Raw genomic sequence first — 21,310 nt, forward strand, 5'->3', positions numbered from 1 at the left:
TCAGTTCCCTCCTGTGGTCGTGCCGGTGGCGAACGCCGGCTCCGGCTCTCCGTCCGTCTTCGCGGCCGGCCGCGCGGCGGTGTCCCGCAGCTCCTGGGCGGCCCGCCGGGCCGCCCTGCCCTCCATGAACCGGGTGAAGGCCCAGATCGAGACCGGTGCCAGCGAGATGGCGAGGGCGAGGACCGTCCAGGTGCGCATGGCGGCGTGCGAGTGGCCGAGGGCGAAGGAGGCGACCAGCGAGCCGCCGAGGACCGCCGCCCAGAAGAGGTGGATGCGGAAGGTGAGCAGCCGGTCGGGGCTCGCGTCGCCGCCCTTGGGGGTGACGACGAAGCGGCTCGGGCGGCGCACGACGGCCGCGCCGAGGGACTTGGCGTAGACGGGCGCGGAGAGCGCCGACATGGCCATGCCCGCGAGGCCTCCGGAGCCCTCGGGCTCGTGCGGGGAGACGTTGTGCCTGCGGTTCCAGAGGTAGAGGCAGATCTGGAGGGCGGCGGCGTCGCTGTAGAGCATGAGCCAGACCGAGGCCGCCACCTGTGTGCCGGAGGCGCCGAACCAGAGGAAGAGGACGCAGCTCAGGACGCCGAGCAGCCAGTTGACCGCCGTCATCGGGTAGTAGACGAGCATCAGGGTGTACGAGAGGAGCCGTCCCGGCGGCATCGAGAAGGGCGCCCGCCAGTACTGCTTGAACAGCGTCTCGTACGTGCCGCGCGACCAGCGCATCTGCTGGGTGAAGAAGTCCGTCCAGGAGGCCGGGCCCTCACCCACGGCGAGGACGTCGGGGGTGTAGACCGAGCGCCAGTGCCTGTTGGTGAGCGGGTTGCGGCGGCGGTGCAGCTCGAAGCCGGTCGCCATGTCCTCGGTGATCGAGTCGTACAGGCCGCCCACCTGGGTGAGCGCCGTGATGCGCACGACGTTGTTGGTGCCCACGAACATGGGTGCCCGGTAGCGGTTGCCCGCGCGCTGGATGAGCGCGTGGAAGAGGAACTGCTGGGACTCGGCCGCCTTGGTGACGGGCGTCTCGTAGTTCCCGTAGACCTGCGGTCCGACGACGAACGCCACGTCCGGGTCGCGGAAGTAGCCCATCATCCGCTCCAGGAAGTTGGGGAGCGGTACGTGGTCGGTGTCGACGGAGGCGAAGAAGTCGTACTCCTTGTGGTGCATCGCGAGCCAGGCGTTGTAGTTGCCGTGCTTGGTGCGGGTCTTGTGGGGGCCCTTCTCGCGGTTCCACTCCGGTACGCCGAGGCGGGTGAAGTGCCTGACGCCCAGCTCCTCGCAGAGCGCCCTGGCGCCGGAGTCGTCGCCCTCGTCCAGGAGCCAGACGTCGAGGGGGCCCGTGTGGCGCAGCCGCACCGCGCCTTCCAGGGTCGCCCGGACCATGGAGAGGGGCTCCTTGCCGGGGACGTACGTGGTGAGGAACGCGACGCGGGTGCCCTGCTCGGGGAAGACCGGCACCGGGTCGCGCGCGACCATCGTGGCGTGGGCGATCGATATGACGTTGACCAGCATGAACAGCTCGATGAGACCGATGGCCGCGAGCATCGTGACGTCGAGGCCGACGAGCCAGCCGTCGGCGCCCTCGCGCTCGGTCCAGTGGGAGGGCCAGACGAGGTAGAGGAGCAGCATGCCGGTGAGCACCGGGGCCAGCGTCATCAGGAGCACGGCACGTATCCGGTGCGGCTCGCCCGCGAGCAGCTTGCGGTACTGGACCTGGTAGCCGCCTGTGCCGCCGCCCTCGCGCTCGCCCCTGCCCGGCTCGGTGAGCGCTCCCGCGAGCATGCTGTGGGTCTCGTAGTCGTACCCCTCCGGCTGCCGCACAGCGCCCTCCAGGTTTGCGTCGTCGAACGTCGATTCAGCACGTGCCGATAACCACACAGAAGTGGAGTTTCTCCGGCGTGTCGAACGGGGTGCGTCCGTGTGAGGGGTTTTAGGTTGAGGGGTTTTGGAGCGGTTGCGGACGGCTTCGGGTTCTGCTCGCCGCCGCGGGGCGCCTGTCCGGGCACACGGCAAAGCCCCCGCCCTCGGAATTCACCCGAGAGCGGGGGCTTTGTCGGATACCGCGGGTGTCACTCGGAGAGGTGACGCTCCACGGTCGCGACCTTGGAGGAGAGGCCGTCCGTCACGCCGGGGCGGATGTCCGCCTTCATGACGACGGAGACCCGGGGCGCCCGCGCCTCCACCGCGGCCACGGCGCGTTTGACGACGTCCATGACCTCGTCCCACTCGCCCTCCACGGAGGTGAACATCGCGTCGGTCCGGTTCGGCAGCCCCGACTCGCGTACGACGCGCACCGCGTCGGCCACGTACTCACCGACGTCATCGCCGACGCCGAGGGGGGTCACGGAGAAGGCGACGATCATGCGTTCACGACCCCCTCGCGGCGGGCGCGGGAGGCGATGACCGCGGCCTCGGCCTCACGCTTGAGCCTGCGCTCGGCGAAGAGGCCGCCGAAGGGCGGGATGGCGAGCAGGAAGTACACCGCGGCCGTCTTCCACGGCCACTTCGTGCGGTTCCAGGCGTCGAGCAGGAAGACGACGTAGGCCAGGAAGAGGATCGCGTGGATCCATCCCATCACCGGGACACCGTTGAAGTCGGTGGTGCGCTTGAGCACCGAGCAGACCAGCAGGATCGGGAACGAGATGGCTTCCGGGATCGAGACGAGTCGGAGTCGGTGCAGGGCAGCGGCAGTCTTGATGTCCACGGGTCACCTTCGGTGAGGGGCGGCGGAAGAGGGGCGGGCGCTCGGCGACCTGATCTTGTGAATGGACGCACAAGCGACCCCCATTGTGACATCGGGGTCCTCTCCGGGTTCGCTCAGGGCCCTTCACCCTGTTCCGCGTCGGTACGCGACGGCTACCGTCGATTCGTGGCTACGTTCCGGCTCCAAGGGAGCAGAGTGCTCGCCGTCGACATGACCGGCGACGCGGTGAAGGCGAAGAACGGCTCGATGGTCGCCTATGAGGGCCAGATGGCCTTCAAGAAGATGACCGGGGGCGGCGAGGGCATCCGCGGCATGGTGACGCGCCGCGTCACCGGGGAGCAGATGACGGTGATGGAGGTGAAGGGGCACGGCACCTGCTGGTTCGCCGACCGGGCCACCGAGATCAACCTCGTGGACCTCCGCGGCGACAAGCTGTTCGTCGAGGCGGGCAATCTGCTCTGCGCCGACGTCGGCCTGCGCACGGGCACGAGCTTCACGGGGCTGCGGGGCGCCTCGCAGGGCAATGGTCTGTTCACCACGACCGTCGAGGGCACGGGCCGGGCGGCGATCGTCTCCGACGGACCGGCGGTGGTGCTGCGCGTCTCCCGGCAGTATCCCCTGACGGTGGACCCGGGGGCCTATATCGCCCATCAGGGGGATGTGCGCCAGAGCTTCCAGTCCGGCGTGACGTTCCGGACCTTCATGGGCGAGGGCGGCGGCGAGGCCTTCCAGATCCGCTTCGAGGGCGAGGGCCTCGTCTATGTACAGCCCAGTGAGCGCACCACGATCGCGGGGGACGTCTGACATGCCCTTCCGAGAGATCAACTCCAAGATGGTCGAGGCGACGGTGCGGCCCGGCGCCAAGATCTTCAGCCAGCGCGGCGCCATGCTCGCCTACCAGGGGGACGTCTCCTTCACCCCGAACGTGCAGGGCGGACAGGGCGGCCTGATGTCGATGATCGGACGCAGGGTGGCCGGCGAGGCGACGCCCCTGATGACCGTGGAGGGCGCGGGCACGGTCCTCTTCGGGCACGGCGGCCACCACATCCAGGTGATCGGCCTCTCCGGAGACACGCTCTGCGTGGAGGCCGACCGGCTGCTGGCCTTCGACGGCACGCTCCAGCAGGGCACGATGTTCATGGGCTCCCAGGGCGGCGTCATGGGCATGGTGCGCGGCCAGGTCAGCGGCCAGGGCCTGTTCACCACGACCCTGAAGGGACACGGCGCGGTGGCCGTCATGGCGCACGGCGGCGTCATCGAGGTGCCGATCACCCCCCAGCGCCCGGTCCACGTCGACCCGCAGGCGTACGTGGCGCACCACGGCGAGGTGCGCAACAAACTGTCCACGGCGCTCGGCTGGCGCGACATGGTGGGCCGCGGCTCCGGCGAGGCGTTCCAGCTGGAGCTGTCGGGGACCGGCTCGGTGTACGTCCAGGCCTCGGAGGAGAAGCTGTGAACCCGAACGTCTCGACCCCCGCGGGCGCCCCGGCCGTCTTCGACCCGATGACGCTGCCGAGCGACGACAACGTGAACGCGTACACCTTCTGCGTGGAGCTCAAGGGAAGCCAGTGGTTCCTGCAGAAGGGGAAGATGATCGCCTACTACGGCCGGATGGAGTTCAACGGCATCGGGCACGGCCGTCTGGACCGCTTGGTCCGGACCAGTTTTCATTCGCCGCTGCACGCAAGTGACTGGGTGGTGGCGGACGGCCAGGGCAAGATGCTCCTCGCCGACCGGGCCTTCGACGTCAATTCGTACGACCTTGATGAGGGCAACCTGACCATTCGCTCGGGCAACCTCCTCGCTTTTCAGCCAACTCTGGCACTCAAGCAGTCGATCGTCCCCGGCTTCCTGACACTCATCGGAACCGGCAAGTTCGTCGCGGCGTCGAACGGTCCGGTGGTGTTCATGGAGCCGCCGATCCGGGTCGATCCGCAGGCCCTGGTGGGCTGGGCCGACTGCCCCTCGCCCTGCCATCACTACGACCACGGGTATCTCACGGGGGTGATCGGAGGCGTGCGGGCGCTGACCGGCATCGGGGGGACCTCCGGGGAAGAGCATCAGTTCGAGTTCGTCGGGGCGGGCACGGTGCTGCTCCAGTCCACCGAGACGCTCGTCCCCGAGCAGTCCGCCGGGGAGGTGCCGCGGCAGGCGGGGGTGCCGGGCGCGCGGGGCGCGTCGGGTCAGCCGGGGCAGCAGACGGGCGCACCGCGTCTTCCCGGACAACTGGGGGACCTCCAGCGTCGCTTCGGGCTGTGAGCGGTAGTCTGCGGAGTGTGACGGCGAACGCCTGTGCGCTTCCGTGTGACCAGGGGTGCGAGGCGCGTCACATTCCCCTGTTCGTTCACCTTTCAACTTCTTAGGTAGAATCGATTCCATGGAGACCGAGACGGCCCCGCAGTGGCTGACCGACGAGGAACAGTGCGCCTGGCGCACCCACGTGGAGGTCAACAGGATGCTGACGTATCAGCTCGAAAAAGACCTCCAGCCGTTCAACCTGACCATGAACGACTACGACATTCTCGTGCACCTCTCCGAGTCGGACGACCTGCGGATGCGCATGAGTGACCTCGCCGCGGCCACCTTGCAGTCCAAGAGCCGGCTGTCCCACCAGATCACCCGCATGGAGAACGCGGGCCTGGTGCGCCGCGAGAACTGCGAGTCCGACCGGCGCGGCCTCTACACCGTCCTCACCGAGGACGGCATGGAGACCATGCGCAGGGTCGCCCCGCACCACGTCGCCTCCGTGCGGCGGCACTTCGTCGACCTCGTCTCGCCCGAGGCGCTCGGCGAGCTGCACAAGGCCCTGACCCCGATCGCGGAACACCTGCGCTCCCAGCGCGGCAAGCCCTGACCCGTCCGGCCCGCCGCGCCGGCCCCAGCCCGCCTCAGTCCGCCGACGGGTGACGGTCGGGGCCGCCGGGCAGCCGGAGCTCGAAGAGCGCACCACCGGACGGCGCCTCCCTGACCACGAGCGTGCCGCCGTGCCGTGCCGCCACGTCCCGCGCGATCGCGAGACCGAGGCCGGCCCCGCCCTCGTCGCGTGTCCGGGCGTCGTCGAGGCGCACGAACCGTTCGAAGATCCGCTCCCGTTCGCCGGGCGGCACACCCTCGCCGTCGTCGGACACCTCGAGGACCGCCCACGCGCCATCGGACCGGGTGGTGACCGTGACCCGGGAGCGGGCGTGCCGCTGGGCGTTGTTCAGCAGGTTGCCGAGCACCCGGGCCAGCTGGCTCCGGGAGCCCGCGACCTCCGTGCTCTTCAGGTCCGTGCGCACCTCGGCACGGTCCCGCGTCCGCTGCGACAGCTCCTCGCGGACGAAGGCCGCCAGATCCACGCGCGTCTCGCCGGGCTTCTCCCCCGCGTCGAGGCGGGCGAGCAGCAGCAGGTCGGCGGCGAGCTCCTGGAGCCGCACGGTGTCCTCGACCGCCCCGTCGACATCGAGCAGCTCCGGATGCGCGGCGCCCACCTCCAGCTGGGTGCGCAGCGAGGCGATGGGGCTGCGCAGCTCGTGCGAGGCGTCCGCCACGAAGCGCCGCTGCCGCTCCACCGAGGTCTGAAGGGCGGTGAGTGTCTCGTTCGTCGTACGGGCCAGGCGGGCGATCTCGTCGTGCGTGTCCGGCTCGGGCACCCGGCGCGCCAGATCCTCCGAGGCCGTGATCGCGGACATCTCCGCGGTGATGGCCGCCACCGGGCGCAGCGCGCGGCGCGTCACCAGCCAGGTGACGCCCGCGACGACCGCGAGCAGCAGCGGGAAGCCGATCAGCATCGACGTCAGCGCCGTCGACACCGCGCTCTTCTCGTCGGCGAGCGAGCCGCCCGCGTAGACGGTGAAGTCGCCGCGCTCCTCCGTGCTGACCTCGACCGCGGCGAAGCGGTAGTCGTCGCGGTCGCCGTCGACGGTGGCCGACCCGGAGCTGTAATCGGCGTCGTCGATCTCCCCGGGCTCGGACGCCTCGCCCTTGTCGTCCGCGTCGGCGCTGTCGTCCCCGTCGGCGCTGTCGTCGCCGTTCGCTTCGCCGTCGCCCTGGCCGCCGGGGCGCGCGGTGGCCGCCACCGGCTTGACCGCGGTGGTCCCGGTGCCGCTGATCCGCTCCAGGTCCTCGCTGGCGGCGACCAGCCTGTGCTCGTCGTCGACGACCTGCACGGGGTTCTCGTCCTCTTCCGGCAGGTCGAGCTCCGCGTACGGCCGGCCCGCCACGAGCTGCGCGGCGACCTCACGGGCCGCGGAGTCGGCACGGCCCTCCGCCTGCGCGGTCAGATTGGCGCGCAGCGCGAGCAGCACGGCGGCGCCCGCCGCGACCAGGGCAAGGGCGACGACCAGGCTCGCGCCGAGCGTGGCCCTGGCCCGGACGGAGCCGAACAGCCGCCTCATCGCGGGGCCTCCAGGCGGTAACCGGCGCCGCGCACCGTCTTGATGAGGGCCGCGCCCAGCTTGCGGCGCAGGGTGCTCACGTACACCTCGACGATGTTGGGGTCCCCCTCGTAGGCGAAGTCCCAGACGTGCTCCAGGATGTCGCCCTTGGAGACGACCTCCCCGGCCCGCAGCACGAGCTGTTCGAGGACCGCGAACTCCTTCGCCGTGAGGGTGATCTCCTCCTCGCCCCGCAGGACCCGCCGGGCGGCCGTGTCGACCCTGAGGTCGCCCAGGGTGTGGACCGGGGAGGGGCCCGCGGTGCCGCGGCGGCGCAGCAGCGCCCTCACGCGGGCCACGAGCACCACGTACGAGAACGGCTTGGTGAGGTAGTCGTCGGCGCCCGTGTCCAGGCCCTCCGCCTCGTCGTACTCGCCGTCCTTCGCCGTGAGCATCAGGATCGGCACGTCGTGGCCCGCCGCGCGCAGCGTGGAGCAGACCCGGTAGCCGTTCATGCCGGGGAGCATGATGTCGAGGATGACCAGGTCGTACGTGCCCTCGCTCGCGCGGTGCAGCCCGTCGAGGCCGTCGTGGACGACGTCCACGGCGAAGCCCTCGGCGGTCAGACCCTTGGCGAGCGACAGGGCAAGCCGCTTCTCGTCCTCCACGATCAACAGGCGCATGCGTTCAGGGTCGCAGAGCGAACCTGAAGAGTCCTTCAGGCGGCTTCAGCTTCGGTTCAGGGTCGGTCCGCCAGATTGGTCCATGTCGAAAGCGAACGGCAGCGGCCCCCCGGCCGCCGCCGGCACCGCTCACTTTCTCGGGAGGACCCTCATGAAGCGCAACATCGTCATCGCCACCGTCGCCGCCGCGGCCCTGATCGGCGGCGGCACCGCCACCGCCTTCGCGACCGGCGGGGACGACGACAGCGCCGCGGGCAAGTCGAGCGTCCAGCTCCAGGACAACGACCGCAAGGACGACGGTAAGGACGACGACTCCGACGACCGCAAGGATGACCGCGACGACGCCGCGGAGAACACCGCGGAGGCGAAGGCCGCCGAGGTGACGGCCGCGGACGCGATCAAGGCGGCCCTCGCCGACACGTCCGGCACCGCGGTCTCCGCCGAGCTCGACGACGAGGACGGCGGCCTGGTCTGGGACGTCGACATCCTGAAGGGAAGCACCTGGCACAACGTCGAGGTCGACCCCGGCACCGGCAAGGTCCTCGGCTCCTGGGTCGACAAGGACGACGACGGTGACGACGCCGCCGACGCCGCCCGGGTGAACTCCGCGCTCAAGGGCGCGTCCACCAGCGCCGCCGACGCCGCGCGGGCCGCCGCCGACAAGGGCACGGTGACCTCCGTGGACCTGGACGACGACGGCAAGGCCGGTGCCTGGGACGTGGAGACGACCGGCGCCAAGGGCGCCGAGGCCGACTGGCACGTCAGCCTGACGAACGGCAAGGTCACCGCCGACCGTTCGGACGACCACGACGACGACGGCCAGGACCACGACGACCACGACGGCTCGGACGACGACGGCTCGGACGACTGACAGTCCCACCCACGGGACCAGCGCCACCGCCACAGGGGCGGCGTCACCGACGCCGCCCCTGTGGCATGTCCAGGACCGTCAGCCGGTGGTGACGCCCTCGACCAGTTCGTCCGCCGCCGCGTACGGATCGAGCTCTCCGGCCACGATCCGCTCCGCCAGCGCGGAGAGCCTGCGGTCGCCGTGCAGCGAGCCGACCCGCTCCCGCAGCGCGGTGACCGCGATGGTCTCCACCTCGTGGGCGGCCCTCGCGGTCCGCCGCTCGGTGAGGACGCCCCGCTCCTCCATCCACGCCCGGTGCTTCTCCAGCGCCTCGACGACCTCGTCGATGCCCTCGCCGCGTGCCGCCACCGTCTTCACGATGGGCGGCCGCCAGTCGCCCGCGCCGCGGGACTCCCCGAGGCCGAGCATGTGGTTCAGCTCGCGGGCGGTGGCGTCGGCGCCGTCACGGTCCGCCTTGTTGACGACGTACACATCGCCGATCTCCAGGATTCCGGCCTTGGCGGCCTGGATGCCGTCGCCCATGCCGGGCGCGAGCAGGACCACGGAGGTGTCCGCCTGCGAGGCGATGTCGACCTCGGACTGGCCGACGCCGACGGTCTCCACGAGCACCACGTCGCAGCCCGTCGCGTCCAGGACGCGGATCGCCTGCGGGGCGGCCCAGGCGAGCCCGCCGAGGTGGCCGCGCGTGGCCATGGAGCGGATGTAGACGCCGGGGTCGGAGGCGTGGTCCGACATCCGCACCCGGTCGCCGAGGAGCGCGCCGCCGGAGAACGGCGACGACGGGTCCACGGCGAGCACGCCGACCCGCTTCCCCGCCCGCCGGTAGGCGCTGACCAGCGCGGACGTCGACGTCGACTTGCCGACGCCGGGCGATCCGGTGAGCCCCACCACGTACGCGTTGCCCGCCAGCGGGGCCAGCGCCGCCATCACCTCCCGGAGCTGCGGCGACGCCCCCTCGACCAGGGAGATCAGCCGCGCCACGGCCCGCGGCCTGCCCTCGCGGGCCTGCGCCACCAGGGAGGGGACGTCCTGCATGTGACAGCTCCGTTCACTTCACTTCGTACGGGACGGCGGACGGGCGGTTCAGCTCCTGCCCACCTTGATGATCAGGGCGTCGCCCTGGCCACCGCCGCCGCACAGCGCCGCCGCGCCCACACCGCCGCCGCGGCGCTTCAGCTCCAGGGCGAGGTGCAGGACGACGCGGGCGCCGGACATCCCGATCGGGTGGCCGAGCGCGATGGCGCCGCCGTTGACGTTCACCTTTTCCGGGGAAACCCCGAGGTCCTTCGTTGACTGCACCGCGACGGCGGCGAAGGCCTCGTTGATCTCGATGAGGTCCAGGTCCTCGACCGTCATGCCCTCCTTCTTCAGGGCGTGGTTGATGGCGTTGGACGGCTGGGACTGGAGGGAGCTGTCCGGACCGGCCACGTTGCCGTGGGCGCCGATCTCGGCGATCCAGTCCAGGCCGAGCTCCTCCGCCTTGGCCCTGGACATGACGACCACGGCCGCGGCGCCGTCGGAGATCTGCGAGGAGGTGCCCGCGGTGATCGTGCCGTCCTTGGCGAAGGCGGGGCGCAGCTTGCCGAGGGACTCGGCGGTGGTCTCGGGGCGGATGCCCTCGTCCTTGGCGAAGAGCACCGGGTCGCCCTTGCGCTGCGGGATCTCCACGGGTGTGATCTCGGCCTCGAACAGGCCGTTCTTCTGGGCGGCGGCGGCGCGCCGGTGCGAGAGGGCGGCCACCTCGTCCTGCTCGGGGCGGGCGATGCCGAGGCGGGTGTTGTGCTTCTCGGTCGACTCGCCCATCGCGACGCCGTCGAAGGAGTCGGTGAGGCCGTCGTACGCCATCGAGTCGAGCACTTCGATCGCGCCGTACTTGTGGCCCTCACGGGACTTCGGCAGCAGGTGCGGGGCGTTGGTCATCGACTCCTGGCCGCCCGCGACGACGACGTCGAATTCGCCGGCGCGAATGAGCTGGTCGGCGAGTGCGATGGCGTCGAGGCCGGAGAGACAGACCTTGTTGACGGTGAGCGCGGGGACGTTCATGGGGATGCCGGCCTTGACGGCGGCCTGGCGCGCCGGGATCTGCCCCGCCCCGGCCGTCAGCACCTGCCCCATGATCACGTACTGGACCTGGTCGCCGCCGATGCCGGCCCGGTCGAGCGCGGCCTTGATCGCGAAGCCGCCCAGGTCGGCGCCGGAGAAGGACTTCAGGGAGCCGAGCAGGCGGCCCATGGGCGTGCGCGCGCCCGCGACGATCACTGAGGTGGTACCGGTCGTTCCAGACATGTGCCACGGCCCCTTGGAGAGGAGAAGTTAACGAGGGTTTATCTGAATGTACTGAGCGGTACCCCGCCCGTCACCGGGCCACGAGTGTGATCGCGCGCACGTTGCGTAATCACGGTGCGAGGCGCTGCACTTGAAACATGCTGACGCGAATCGATCACATCGGGATCGCCTGTTTCGACCTCGACAAGACCGTCGAGTTCTACCGGAAGACGTACGGGTTCACCGTCTTCCACACCGAAGTCAACGAGGAGCAGGGCGTGCGCGAGGCCATGCTCAAGATCAACGAGACCAGTGACGGAGGGGCTTCCTACCTGCAACTGCTCGAACCGACCCGCGACGACTCCGCGGTCGGCAAGTGGCTGGCCAAGAACGGCGAGGGCGTGCACCACATCGCCTTCGGCACCGCGGACGTGGACGGCGACGCCGCGGCGATCAAGGACAAGGGCGTACGGGTCCTCTACGACGAGCCGCGGACGGGTTCCATGGGGTCCCGGATCACGTTTCTCCACCCCAAGGACTGCCACGGCGTGCTCACCGAACTCGTCACTTCGGCGCCCTCCGAGTCCCAGGAGCACTGACCTCCGTATATCCGGGCCGGTAGGGTTAGCGCCTGGCCGTCCGAAGTCGGGGCGGCAGGCCGTCCGAAGGCTGGGCGGTCGCGTGCCGGGGTCCGGGTTTCGGGGGACGAGCGTCGGGGCAGCAACCCATGCTCCGCCGTTGATCTGACACCATTCCCCCGGGGGCCTCGTCCGTCGGATGGACGGGGCTCGTTGGAGACTTCGACCAGGGGACGGATGGGACCGCGCAGTGCGGGGCTACGAACGCCAAGAGAACTCGCGGGCTGAGACCGACAGTCTTTCGCGGTTCGAGGCCGAGATGGACCGGCTGAAGACCGAGCGGGAGAAAGCCGTCCAGCATGCCGAGGACCTCGGCTACCAGGTCGAGGTGTTGCGCGCCAAGCTGCACGAGGCGCGCCGCAGCCTCGCGTCACGCCCTGCCTACGACAGCGCGGACATCGGCTATCAGGCCGAGCAGATGCTCCGCAACGCCCAGGTCCAGGCCGACCAGCTGCGCGCGGACGCCGAGCGGGAGCTGCGCGACGCCCGTGCGCAGACGCAGCGCATCCTCCAGGAGCACGCCGAGCAGCAGGCCAGGCTCCAGTCCGAGCTGCACGCCGAGGCCGTGTCGCGCCGTCAGCAGCTCGACCAGGAGCTCTCCGAGCGCCGCAGGACCGTCGAGTCGCACGTCAACGAGAACGTGGCGTGGGCCGAGCAGCTCCGGGCCCGCACCGAGCAGCAGGCCCGCCGCCTCCTGGACGAGTCGCGCGCCGAGGCCGACCAGGCCCTGGCCGCCGCCCGCGCCGAGGCCGAGCGCGTCGCCGAGCAGGCCCGCCGGCGTCTCGCGAGCGACGCCGAGGCCGCCCGCGCCGAGGCCGAGGCGCTGCTGCGCAGGGCCCGCACCGACGCCGAGCGCCTCCTGAACGCCGCTTCCACCCAGGCCCAGGAAGCCACCGACCACGCCGAGCAGCTCCGCTCCACCACCGCTTCGGAGTCCGAGGAGGCCCGCCGCAGGGCCGCCGAGGCGAGCCGGGCCGCCGAGCAGCGCATGACCGAGGCCGACACGGCGCTGCGCGAGGCGCGGGCGGAGGCCGAGAAGGTCCTCGCCGAGGCCAAGGACGCCGCGAGCAAGGAGATCGCTGCGGCGGAGTCCGCCGGTGAGCAGCGCACGCGTACGGCCAAGGAGCAGGTCGCGCGGCTGGTCGGCGAGGCCACCAAGGAGGCGGAGTCCGCCAAGTCGGAGGCCGAGCAGCTCATCGCCGACGCCCGCGCCGAGGCCGAGAAGCTGATCGCGGACGCCGCCGAGAAGGCGCGCACGATCACCGCCGAGGAGACCGCGGGCCAGCTCGCGAAGGCGGCGCGGACGGCCGAGGAGGTCCTGGACAAGGCCTCGAAGAACGCCAAGGAGACGACGAAGGCCGCCACCGACGAGGCCGAGCGCATCCGTACGGAGGCGGAGACCGAGGCGGACCGGCTGCGGGCCGAGGCGCACGACATCGCCGAGGAGCTCAAGGGCGCGGCGAAGGACGACACCAAGGAGTACCGCGCCAAGACCGTCGAGCTCCAGGAGGAGGCGCGCAGGCTGCGCGGCGAGGCCGAGCAGCTGCGCGCGGACGCCGTCTCCGAGGGCGAGCGCATCCGGGGCGAGGCGCGGCGCGAGGCGGTCAAGGAGATCGAGGAGGCGGCCAAGTCCGCCGAGGAGCTGCTCGCCAAGGCGAAGGCCGACGCCGAGGAGCTGCGGACGGCGGCGGCCGCCGAGAGCGAGCGGGTCCGCGCCGAGGCCGTCGAGCGCGCCACGACGCTGCGCAAGCAGGCCGAGGACACCCTGGAGCGCACCCGCGCGGAGGCCGAGCGGCACCGCGAGGAGGCCGTCGAGCAGGCCGACGCGACGAAGTCCGCGGCCGAGGAGGCCGCCCGGGCGCTGCACGAGGAGACCGAGCGGGCCATAGCGGCGCGGCAGGCCGAGGCCGCCGAGGAGCTGACACGGCTGCACACGGAGGCCGAGGAGCGCCTGACCGCGGCGGAGCAGGCCCTCGCCGACGCCCGTGAGCAGGCCGAGCGCATGCGCAAGGAGGCCACGGAGGAGACCGAGCGGCTGCGTTCGGAGTCCGCCGAGCGGATCCGCACCGTGCAGGCGCAGGCCGAGACCGAGGCGGAGCGGCTGCGCACGGAGGCCGCCGCGGACGCCTCGCAGTCCCGCGCGGAGGGCGAGGCGCTCGCCGTGCGGCTGCGTTCGGAGGCCGCCGCGGAGGCCGAGCGGCTGAAGACCGAGGCGCAGGAGTCGGCCGACCGGGTGCGCGCGGAGGCCGCCGCGGCCGCCGAGCGCGTGGGCACGGAGGCCGCCGAGGCGCTGTCCGCCGCCCAGGAGGAGGCCGCGCGGCGCCGTCGCGAGGCCGAGGAGACGCTGGGTTCCGCGCGCGCCGAGGCCGACCAGGAGCGTGAGCGGGCCCGCGAGCAGAGCGAGGAGCTTCTCGCCTCGGCCCGTAAGCGGGTCGAGGAGGCGCAGGCCGAGGCCGTGCGCCTGGTGGAGGAGGCCGACCGCAGGGCGACCGAGCTGGTCTCGGCCGCCGAACAGACCGCCCAGTCCGTACGGGACTCCGTCGCGGGTCTGCACGAGGCGGCGCAGGAAGAGGTGGCGGGCCTGCGCTCGGCCGCCGAGCACGCCGCGGAGCGCACCAGGACCGAGGCGCAGGAGGAGGCCGACCGCGTCCGCTCCGACGCCTACGCCGAGCGGGAGCGCGCCACCGAGGACGCCAACCGCACCCGTCGCGAGGCGACGGAGTCCTCGGAGGCCGCCAAGGAGCTGGCCGAGCGCACGGTCGCCGAGGCGATCGCGGAGTCCGAGCGGCTGCGTTCGGACGCCTCGGAGTACGTCCAGCGGGTGCGTACGGAGGCCTCCGACACGAAGGCGTCGGCCGAGCAGGACGCGGCACGTACGCGTGCGGACGCCCGTGAGGACGCCAACCGCATCCGCGGCGACGCCGCGAGCCAGGCCGACACGCTGATCGGCGAGGCGCGCAGCGAGGCCGAGCTGCTGCAGAACGAGACGATCGCGGAGGCCGAGCGCGTCCGCACGGAGGCGACCGAGCAGGCCGAGCGGCTGCGGGACGAGTCGACGGCGGAGGCGGAGCGGCTGCGGGCGGAGTCCACGGCCGAGGCCGAGCGGGTCCTCGCGGAGTCCACCGCCGAGGCCGAGCGGCTCAAGGCGGAGACGGCCGCCGAGGCGGAGCGGGTCCGTGCGGAGTCCGTGGCCAAGGCCGAGAAGCTCATCTCGGACGCGACGGGCGACGCCGAGCGGCTGCGCGCCGAGGCGTCGGAGACGGTGAACTCCGCGCAGCAGCACGCCGAGCGGATCCGCAGCGACTCCGAGCGCGTCAAGGCGGACGCGGCGAGGGAGGCCGAGCGGCTCACCTCCGAGGCGCGCGAGGAGGCCGAGCGCACCCTGGACGAGGCCCGCAAGGAGGCCAACAAGCGTCGCCAGGAGGCCGCCGAGCAGGTCGACACGCTCATCACGGAGGCCGCCGCCGAGGCGGAGAAGCTGACGGCGGACGCCCAGGAGAAGGCGCTCAAGGCGACCACGGACGCCGAGGCGCAGGCCGACACGATGGTCGGCGCGGCCCGCACGGAGGCCGACCGCCTTGTCGCGGAGGCGACGATCGAGGGCAACTCCCGGGTGGAGAAGGCGCGTACGGACGCGGACGAGCTGCTCGTCGGCGCCCGGCGCGACGCGACCGCCATAAGGGAGCGTTCCGAGGAGCAGCGCGACCGGATCACCGCCGAGATCGAGGAGCTGCACGAGCGTGCCCGCCGTGAGTCCGCCGAGGCGATGAAGACCGCGGGCGAGCGCTGTGACGCGCTGGTGAAGGCCGCGGAGGAGCAGCTCGCCGAGGCCCAGGCGAAGGCCAAGGAGATGGTCTCGGACGCGACGTCCGAGGCGAGCAAGGTGCGGATCTCCGCCGTCAAGAAGGCCGAGGGGCTCCTGAAGGAGGCCGAGACGAAGAAGGCCTCGCTGGTCGGTGAGGCCGAGCGGATCAAGGCGGACGCGGAGGCCGAGGCCACCCGCGTGGTCGAGGAGGGCAAGCACGAGCTGGAGGTACTGGTACGGCGCCGCGACGACATCAACGCGGAGATCTCCCGTGTCCAGGATGTCCTGGAGGCGTTGGGTTCCCTTGAGGCCCCGTCAACAGGCGGGAAGTCCGCGTCCGGCGGGGGTTCCGCGTCGGGTGGCGTCAAGGCCGGAGCCGCGGCAGGGTCGACCCGTTCGGGTGGCAAGCAGTCAGATAGCTAGCCAAAGCGCGACAACCATGCTTGTGAGGACCTTTGGCCCTGTCGCTGGCAAGTGCTCTGACGGTTAGCCACTCAAAAGGGGTGTCATTCTCCAGATCAAACGGGCATCCGCTCGATGACACGCCGCCTTGACCCCTAGGATTCCCTTATCACCTCACCGGTCTCATTCGACAGGAACCCCATGAGCGACACTTCCCCCTACGGCTTCGAGCTTGTGCGGCGTGGGTACGACCGCGCTCAGGTGGACGAACGTATCTCCAAACTCGTCTCCGACCGTGACAGCGCCCTCGCCCGCATCACCGCCCTGGAAAAGCGCATCGAGGAGCTGCACCTCGAAACGCAGAACGCCCAGGCCCAGGTGACCGACGCCGAGCCGTCGTACGCCGGGCTCGGCGCCCGCGTCGAGAAGATCCTCCGCCTCGCCGAGGAGGAGGCGAAGGATCTGCGCGAGGAGGCCCGCCGCGCGGCCGAGCAGCACCGCGAGCTCGCCGAGTCCGCCGCCCAGCAGGTGCGCAACGACGCCGAGTCGTTCGCCGCCGAGCGCAAGACCAAGGCGGAGGACGAGGGCGTCCGGATCGTCGAGAAGGCCAAGGGCGAGGCGGGCGCACTGCGTTCCGAGGCCCAGAAGGACGCGCAGTCCAAGCGCGAGGAGGCCGACGCGCTCTTCGAGGAGACCCGCGCCAAGGCCGCCCAGGCCGCCGCGGACTTCGAGACGAACCTCGCCAAGCGCCGCGACCAGTCCGAGCGCGACCTGGCGTCCCGTCAGGCCAAGGCCGAGAAGCGCCTCGCGGAGATCGAGCACCGCGCGGAGCAGCTTCGGCTGGAGGCGGAGAAGCTGCGCACCGACGCGGAGCGGCGCGCCCGCCAGACGGTGGAGACCGCGCAGCGCCAGGCCGAGGACATCGTGGCCGACGCCAACGCCAAGGCGGACCGTATTCGCAGCGAGTCCGAGCGGGAGCTCGCGGCGCTCACCAACCGCCGGGACAGCATCAATGCACAGCTCACCAACGTGCGGGAGATGCTGGCCACGCTCACCGGTGCGGCCGTCGCCGCCGCCGGGACGCCGGCCGAGGACGAGCCGGTCTCTCGCGGGGTGCCCGCGCAGCAGACCCGCTGAGGCAGGCGGACCGGGTACGCGAACACGCGGGAGCCCCCCGCCACTCCGGTGGCGGGGGGCTTTGCCGCGTTCTAGCGTGGCCGCATGATCACGCTCGACGGGCTGACCAAGCGATACGGCGAGAAGGTGGCCGTCAACAATCTGACCTTCGCCGTTCGGCCCGGCATCGTCACCGGCTTCCTCGGGCCCAACGGCGCGGGCAAGTCCACGACCATGCGCATGATGCTCGGGCTCGACAACCCCTCGGCCGGTGCCGTCCGCATCGACGGCAAGCACTACTCCCAGCTCAAGGACCCCCTCAAGTGCGTCGGCGCGCTCCTCGACGCCAAGGCCACGCACGGCGGGCGCAGCGCCTTCAACCACCTGCTCTGCCTCGCGCAGAGCAACGGCATCCCGCGCGCCCGCGTCCATGAGGTGCTCGACACCGTCGGGCTCACCGCCGTCGCCAGGAAGAAGGCCAAGGGGTTCTCGCTCGGCATGGGCCAGCGCCTCGGCATCGCGGGGGCGCTGCTCGGCGACCCCGAGATCCTGATGTTCGACGAGCCGGTCAACGGGCTCGACCCCGAGGGCATCCACTGGATCCGGAACCTGATGAAGTCCCTCGCCGCGCAGGGCCGCACGGTCTTCGTCTCCTCGCATCTGATGAGCGAGATGGCACTGACCGCCGACCACCTCGTCGTCATCGGCCAGGGCCGGCTCCTCGCGGACACCTCCATGTCCGACTTCATCCGGCAGAACTCACGCTCGTACGTACGACTGCGCTCCCCGCAGCGCGAGCTGCTCCTGGACGTCCTGCACGAGGCGGGCATCGGGGCCGTCGAGGCGCGTGACGGCGCCCTGGAGGTGGACGGCACGTCGTCCGAGCGGCTCGGCGAACTCGCCGCGAGCCGCCGGCTCGTACTCCATGAACTGAGCCCTCAGCAGGCGTCGCTCGAAGAGGCCTTCATGCGGCTCACCGCGGAGTCGGTCGAGTACCACGCGCACTCGGGCCCGGCGGGCGGCGCGGTCCCCGCGGACGAGCGGCCCGCCTGGGGCGAGGGCTGGCAGCAGCGGAAAGGGGCCTGAGCGATGGCCGCGGCACAGGTACTGAAGTCGGAGTGGACCAAGATCCGCTCGGTCTCCTCGACCGTCTGGACGCTCGGCCTCGCCGGGGTCGTCACGATCGCCCTCGGCATGTTGATCAGCATCCTGTCCAAGAACGACTACGACAGCCTGAACGCCAGGGACCGGCTGACCTTCGACCCGACGTACATCAGCTTCGCCGGGATGTCGCTCGGCCAGCTCGCGATGATCGTCTTCGGGGTGCTCGTCGTCTCGAACGAGTACAGCACCGGCATGATCCGCACCTCGCTCGCGGCCGTGCCGCAGCGCGGCACGTTCCTCTTCGGCAAGATCCTCGTGGCCACCCTGCTGGCCCTCGCCGTGGGCCTGGCCACCAGCTTCCTCACGTTCTTCGTGGGGCAGGCGGTGCTCGGCCCGTACAGGGCGGACCTCGGCGACCCCGGTGTGCTGCGCGCGGTCATCGGCGGCGCGCTCTACATGACGCTCATCGCGATGTTCTCGATGGGCGTCGCGACGATGCTGCGCAGCCCCATGCTGTCCCTCGGCATCCTGATGCCGTTCTTCTTCCTGATCTCCAGCATCCTCGGCAACGTGTCGGCGACGAAGAAGATCGGCCGCTTCCTGCCCGACCAGGCCGGCAGCAGGATCATGCAGGTCAAGGCGCCGTTCGACGACGACACCCCGTACGGGCCCTGGGGAGGTCTGGCGATCATGCTGGCGTGGGTGGTTCTCGCGCTGCTCTGCGGGTACGCGCTCCTGAAGAAGCGGGACGCCTGACCGCGGGCAGAGCGGTCCCACGGTTTTACCCTCTCTTAACTGGAACCGTCAGCGCGGCGTTATCCTCCTAACCCTTACGGGGGCGTGTGCCCCGACGTCCTGAACCATTCGATGGGTGCGGAGAATGATCGAGGCAGTCGGCCTGACGAAGCGCTATGGCGCCAAGACAGCCGTGTACAACCTTTCCTTCCAGGTGCGGCCCGGTACCGTCACCGGCTTCCTCGGGCCCAACGGCTCGGGCAAGTCGACGACGATGCGCATGATCCTCGGGCTCGACGCGCCCACCACGGGGCAGGTGACGATCGGCGGTTACCCCTACCGCAAGCTCCCCAACGCCCCTCGCCAGGTCGGCGCACTGCTCGACGCCAAGGCGGTGCACGGCGGCAGGCACGCCCGCAACCACCTGCTGTGCCTCGCGCAGCTCTCCGGCATCCCGGCCCGCCGCGTGGACGAGGTCCTCGGCGTCGTGGGCCTCCAGGACGTGGCGAAGAAGCGCTCCAAGGGCTTCTCGCTCGGCATGGGCCAGCGCCTGGGCATCGCGGCGGCGCTCCTCGGCGACCCGCAGGTGCTGCTCTTCGACGAGCCCGTCAACGGCCTCGACCCCGAGGGCATCCTCTGGGTGCGCAACCTGATGAAGGCGCTCGCTGCCGAGGGGCGCACGGTCTTCGTGTCGTCCCACCTCATGAGTGAGATGGCTCTCACCGCCGAGCACCTGATCGTGATCGGCCGCGGCCAGCTGCTCGCCGACATGAGCGTCAGGGACTTCATCTCGGCGAACTCCGCCGACTTCGCGCGGGTGCGCACGCCCGACAGCGAGCCGCAGCACCGCGAGAAGCTGACGGCCGCGCTGACCGAGGCGGGCGGCCAGGTCATGCCCGAGCAGGACGGCGCGCTGCGGGTGCTCGGCCTGCCGCTCCCCCGCATCAGCGACCTCGCGCACGGCGCCGACGTACGCCTCTGGGAGCTCTCCCCGCACCAGGCCTCGCTGGAGGAGGCGTACATGCGCATGACGCAGGGCGCCGTCGACTACCGCTCCACGGTCGACCAGCGCGCGGGCCTCCAGGAACAGCTGCCGCCCGGCGCCATGCCGCAGGGCCAGATGCCGGTGCCCGGCCAGGGCCAGCCCGGCTGGTACGCGCCGCCGCCGCCCCAGCAGGGCGGTCAGCCCTTCGCGATGCCGCAGCCGCAGGCCCCGGCGGGGACGCCGAACCCGTACGCCGCCGCCCCGCAGCAGCCCGCCGCCCCCGCTCCCGCCGCCCCACCCGCTCCCGCGCCCGGCCTGACCAAGGGCGCCACCGACAACGAGGACGCCGCCCGATGACCACGCCTCCGACTCCGCAGCAGCAGCCGCAGGCGCAGCAGGCCCCGCAGCAGCCCCAGCAGCACCCCCAGCAGGCGTACGCACCGGCCGGCGCCCCCGCGGTGGCCCTCCCGCCGCCGCCCGCGCCCGCCGCCCCCGCGCCGCCCTCGGCGTGGCAGCAGGCGATGAACAACGCGTACTCCTCGCCGATCCCGGTCAGGAAGACCCACCTCGGCAACGCCCTCGCCTCCGAGTGGACGAAGATCAAGTCGGTCCGCTCGACGGTGTGGACCCTGGGCATCTTCGTCGCCCTGGTCGTCGGCATCGGCCTGCTCGCCGCCGCGAACACCCAGCCGCACGACTACTACGACGTGCCGTTCACGCTCCCCGCCTTCTTCGGCCTGATGCTGGGCCAGATCTGTCTGATCACCCTCGGCGTCCTCGTGACCTCGTCCGAGTACGGCACGGGCATGATCCGTACGACGTTCACGGCGTCCCCCCAGCGGCACCGCGTCCTGGCGGCGAAGATCCTGGTCTTCTTCGCCGTGGCGTTCGTCGTCTCCGCGGGCTCCATCCTGCTCGTGGGTCTCGCGACCTCCGCGATGAACAGCGGCCCCGAGGCGGGCGACGTCCCGTGGGCGGGCACGGTCCTCAAGGGCGGCCTGTACGTGTCGCTGCTCGGCGTGGTCGCCCTCGCCGTCGGCTCCATGCTGCGGCACTCCGCCGGTGCCATCACCGCGATGCTCGGCGTGGTCCTCGTACCGGCGATCCTGCCGGCGTTCCTGTTGATCTGGGACAGCACGCAGTCGCTCGGCGAGAAGATGACGGACTACAACGCCATCAACTCGCTCGCCAAGATCTTCGGCCTCGACGGCGTGGACGGCTCCAACGGCACGTCGCAGCTCGTCGTGCTGATCGTCGTGACGGTGCTCGCGGTCGGCGGTTCGTTCGCCCTGCTGGAGAAGCGGGACGTCTAGCCGGAAGCTAGTACCTCGGCGCGTTACGGGACCGCTGCACCCGCGTGGTGCGGCGGTCCTTCGCGTTCCAGCACGCCTTGTGCCAGTGCCTGCGCTCGTCGACGCCGGAGTACTCGGGCCAGGCCACCACGTGCGGCAGGCTCGCGGGGATCTCCTGGTCGCAGCCGGGGCAGCGGTACCGCTTGCCCACCGTGCTCGCGCCCGCGACGTGCCGCACGCTCCACTCGTCGCCCTGCCAGCTCTCCGAGCTCTGGAAGCCGCCGTAGCGGCCCGACGGCTCCGCGCCCGCGGACGCCCTCGGCTCTCCGGCGCCCTTGGGGCGATTACGACGCGGGGACAC

Annotated in this window: 20 protein-coding genes; 12 read left to right on the forward strand and 8 right to left on the reverse strand. The window is 71.4% G+C overall.

Annotation, left to right across the window (positions count from 1 at the left end; genetic code table 11):
* From ACZ6JY_RS27725 to ACZ6JY_RS27735, 3 genes are all read right to left on the reverse strand, one after another.
* A complete protein-coding gene (locus tag ACZ6JY_RS27725; RefSeq protein ID WP_469200130.1) occupies nucleotides 1–1,776 on the reverse strand; it encodes a glycosyltransferase family 2 protein in 1,776 nt (591 codons plus the stop codon).
* Nucleotides 1,777–2,063: 287 nt separating this feature from the next.
* Nucleotides 2,064–2,357, reverse strand: coding sequence for an MTH1187 family thiamine-binding protein (locus ACZ6JY_RS27730; RefSeq protein ID WP_469199977.1), 294 nt, complete (start codon nucleotides 2,355–2,357; stop codon nucleotides 2,064–2,066).
* Nucleotides 2,354–2,698, reverse strand: coding sequence for a DUF3817 domain-containing protein (locus tag ACZ6JY_RS27735; protein WP_469199979.1), 345 nt, complete (start codon nucleotides 2,696–2,698; stop codon nucleotides 2,354–2,356). Before ACZ6JY_RS27735 ends, ACZ6JY_RS27730 begins: the two co-directional genes overlap by 4 nt.
* A gap of 165 nt (nucleotides 2,699–2,863) precedes the next feature.
* On the opposite strand from ACZ6JY_RS27735, the gene ACZ6JY_RS27740 reads away from it, so the two are divergent.
* From ACZ6JY_RS27740 to ACZ6JY_RS27755, 4 genes are all read left to right on the forward strand, one after another.
* Complete coding sequence (locus ACZ6JY_RS27740) at nucleotides 2,864–3,502, forward strand: AIM24 family protein (RefSeq protein WP_469199981.1); 639 nt, start codon at nucleotides 2,864–2,866, stop codon at nucleotides 3,500–3,502.
* A 1-nt stretch (nucleotide 3,503) separates the two neighbouring features.
* Complete coding sequence (locus tag ACZ6JY_RS27745; protein WP_469199983.1) at nucleotides 3,504–4,154, forward strand: AIM24 family protein; 651 nt, start codon at nucleotides 3,504–3,506, stop codon at nucleotides 4,152–4,154.
* A gap of 47 nt (nucleotides 4,155–4,201) precedes the next feature.
* Nucleotides 4,202–4,957 (forward strand): AIM24 family protein, encoded by a 756-nt coding sequence (locus tag ACZ6JY_RS27750; protein WP_469200132.1) that lies wholly within the window; start codon nucleotides 4,202–4,204, stop codon nucleotides 4,955–4,957.
* Nucleotides 4,958–5,075: 118 nt separating this feature from the next.
* A complete protein-coding gene (locus ACZ6JY_RS27755) occupies nucleotides 5,076–5,552 on the forward strand; it encodes a MarR family winged helix-turn-helix transcriptional regulator (RefSeq protein ID WP_447040057.1) in 477 nt (158 codons plus the stop codon).
* 34 nt (nucleotides 5,553–5,586) lie between these two features.
* Here the strand turns inward: ACZ6JY_RS27755 and ACZ6JY_RS27760 are convergent, their stop codons facing one another.
* Complete coding sequence (locus ACZ6JY_RS27760; RefSeq protein WP_469199985.1) at nucleotides 5,587–7,074, reverse strand: sensor histidine kinase; 1,488 nt, start codon at nucleotides 7,072–7,074, stop codon at nucleotides 5,587–5,589.
* On the reverse strand, nucleotides 7,071–7,736 hold the full coding sequence (locus ACZ6JY_RS27765) for a response regulator transcription factor (RefSeq protein ID WP_469199987.1): 666 nt from the start codon (nucleotides 7,734–7,736) through the stop codon (nucleotides 7,071–7,073). The genes ACZ6JY_RS27760 and ACZ6JY_RS27765 overlap by 4 nt, the downstream gene beginning before the upstream one ends.
* A 151-nt stretch (nucleotides 7,737–7,887) precedes the next feature.
* Between ACZ6JY_RS27765 and ACZ6JY_RS27770 the strand changes: the two genes are divergently transcribed.
* The gene (locus ACZ6JY_RS27770) at nucleotides 7,888–8,607 is read left to right on the forward strand and encodes a PepSY domain-containing protein (RefSeq protein ID WP_469199989.1); all 720 of its coding nucleotides are present in this window, start codon (nucleotides 7,888–7,890) and stop codon (nucleotides 8,605–8,607) included.
* A gap of 78 nt (nucleotides 8,608–8,685) precedes the next feature.
* On the opposite strand, the gene meaB is transcribed toward ACZ6JY_RS27770, so the two are convergent.
* Both meaB and ACZ6JY_RS27780 read right to left on the reverse strand, forming a co-directional pair.
* Nucleotides 8,686–9,642 (reverse strand): methylmalonyl Co-A mutase-associated GTPase MeaB, encoded by a 957-nt coding sequence (gene meaB / locus ACZ6JY_RS27775; RefSeq protein WP_469199991.1) that lies wholly within the window; start codon nucleotides 9,640–9,642, stop codon nucleotides 8,686–8,688.
* 48 nt (nucleotides 9,643–9,690) lie between these two features.
* Nucleotides 9,691–10,893 (reverse strand): acetyl-CoA C-acetyltransferase, encoded by a 1,203-nt coding sequence (locus ACZ6JY_RS27780; RefSeq protein ID WP_469199993.1) that lies wholly within the window; start codon nucleotides 10,891–10,893, stop codon nucleotides 9,691–9,693.
* A 137-nt stretch (nucleotides 10,894–11,030) separates the two neighbouring features.
* Between ACZ6JY_RS27780 and mce the strand changes: the two genes are divergently transcribed.
* The 7 genes from mce (at nucleotide 11,031) to ACZ6JY_RS27815 (ending at nucleotide 20,970) form a co-directional block, all read left to right on the forward strand.
* Nucleotides 11,031–11,471 carry a methylmalonyl-CoA epimerase gene (gene mce, locus ACZ6JY_RS27785; RefSeq protein ID WP_469199994.1) on the forward strand — a complete coding sequence of 147 codons (441 nt, stop codon included), beginning with the start codon at nucleotides 11,031–11,033 and terminating at the stop codon, nucleotides 11,469–11,471.
* 229 nt (nucleotides 11,472–11,700) lie between these two features.
* Nucleotides 11,701–15,738 carry a polarized growth protein Scy gene (scy, locus tag ACZ6JY_RS27790; protein WP_469199996.1) on the forward strand — a complete coding sequence of 1,346 codons (4,038 nt, stop codon included), beginning with the start codon at nucleotides 11,701–11,703 and terminating at the stop codon, nucleotides 15,736–15,738.
* A 180-nt stretch (nucleotides 15,739–15,918) separates the two neighbouring features.
* Nucleotides 15,919–16,854 (forward strand): cellulose-binding protein, encoded by a 936-nt coding sequence (locus ACZ6JY_RS27795; RefSeq protein ID WP_469199998.1) that lies wholly within the window; start codon nucleotides 15,919–15,921, stop codon nucleotides 16,852–16,854.
* A gap of 84 nt (nucleotides 16,855–16,938) precedes the next feature.
* Complete coding sequence (locus ACZ6JY_RS27800; protein ID WP_469200000.1) at nucleotides 16,939–17,919, forward strand: ATP-binding cassette domain-containing protein; 981 nt, start codon at nucleotides 16,939–16,941, stop codon at nucleotides 17,917–17,919.
* Nucleotides 17,920–17,922: 3 nt separating this feature from the next.
* Complete coding sequence (locus tag ACZ6JY_RS27805) at nucleotides 17,923–18,693, forward strand: ABC transporter permease (protein ID WP_469200002.1); 771 nt, start codon at nucleotides 17,923–17,925, stop codon at nucleotides 18,691–18,693.
* A 124-nt stretch (nucleotides 18,694–18,817) separates the two neighbouring features.
* Nucleotides 18,818–20,014 (forward strand): ABC transporter ATP-binding protein, encoded by a 1,197-nt coding sequence (locus tag ACZ6JY_RS27810; protein WP_469200004.1) that lies wholly within the window; start codon nucleotides 18,818–18,820, stop codon nucleotides 20,012–20,014.
* A complete protein-coding gene (locus ACZ6JY_RS27815; RefSeq protein ID WP_469200006.1) occupies nucleotides 20,011–20,970 on the forward strand; it encodes an ABC transporter permease in 960 nt (319 codons plus the stop codon). The genes ACZ6JY_RS27810 and ACZ6JY_RS27815 overlap by 4 nt, the downstream gene beginning before the upstream one ends.
* A 7-nt stretch (nucleotides 20,971–20,977) precedes the next feature.
* Here ACZ6JY_RS27815 and ACZ6JY_RS27820 read toward each other — a convergent pair whose 3' ends face one another.
* Nucleotides 20,978–21,310 (reverse strand): ATP/GTP-binding protein, encoded by a 333-nt coding sequence (locus ACZ6JY_RS27820; RefSeq protein ID WP_469200008.1) that lies wholly within the window; start codon nucleotides 21,308–21,310, stop codon nucleotides 20,978–20,980.

The organism is Streptomyces sp. NPDC046335, assembly GCF_055587985.1.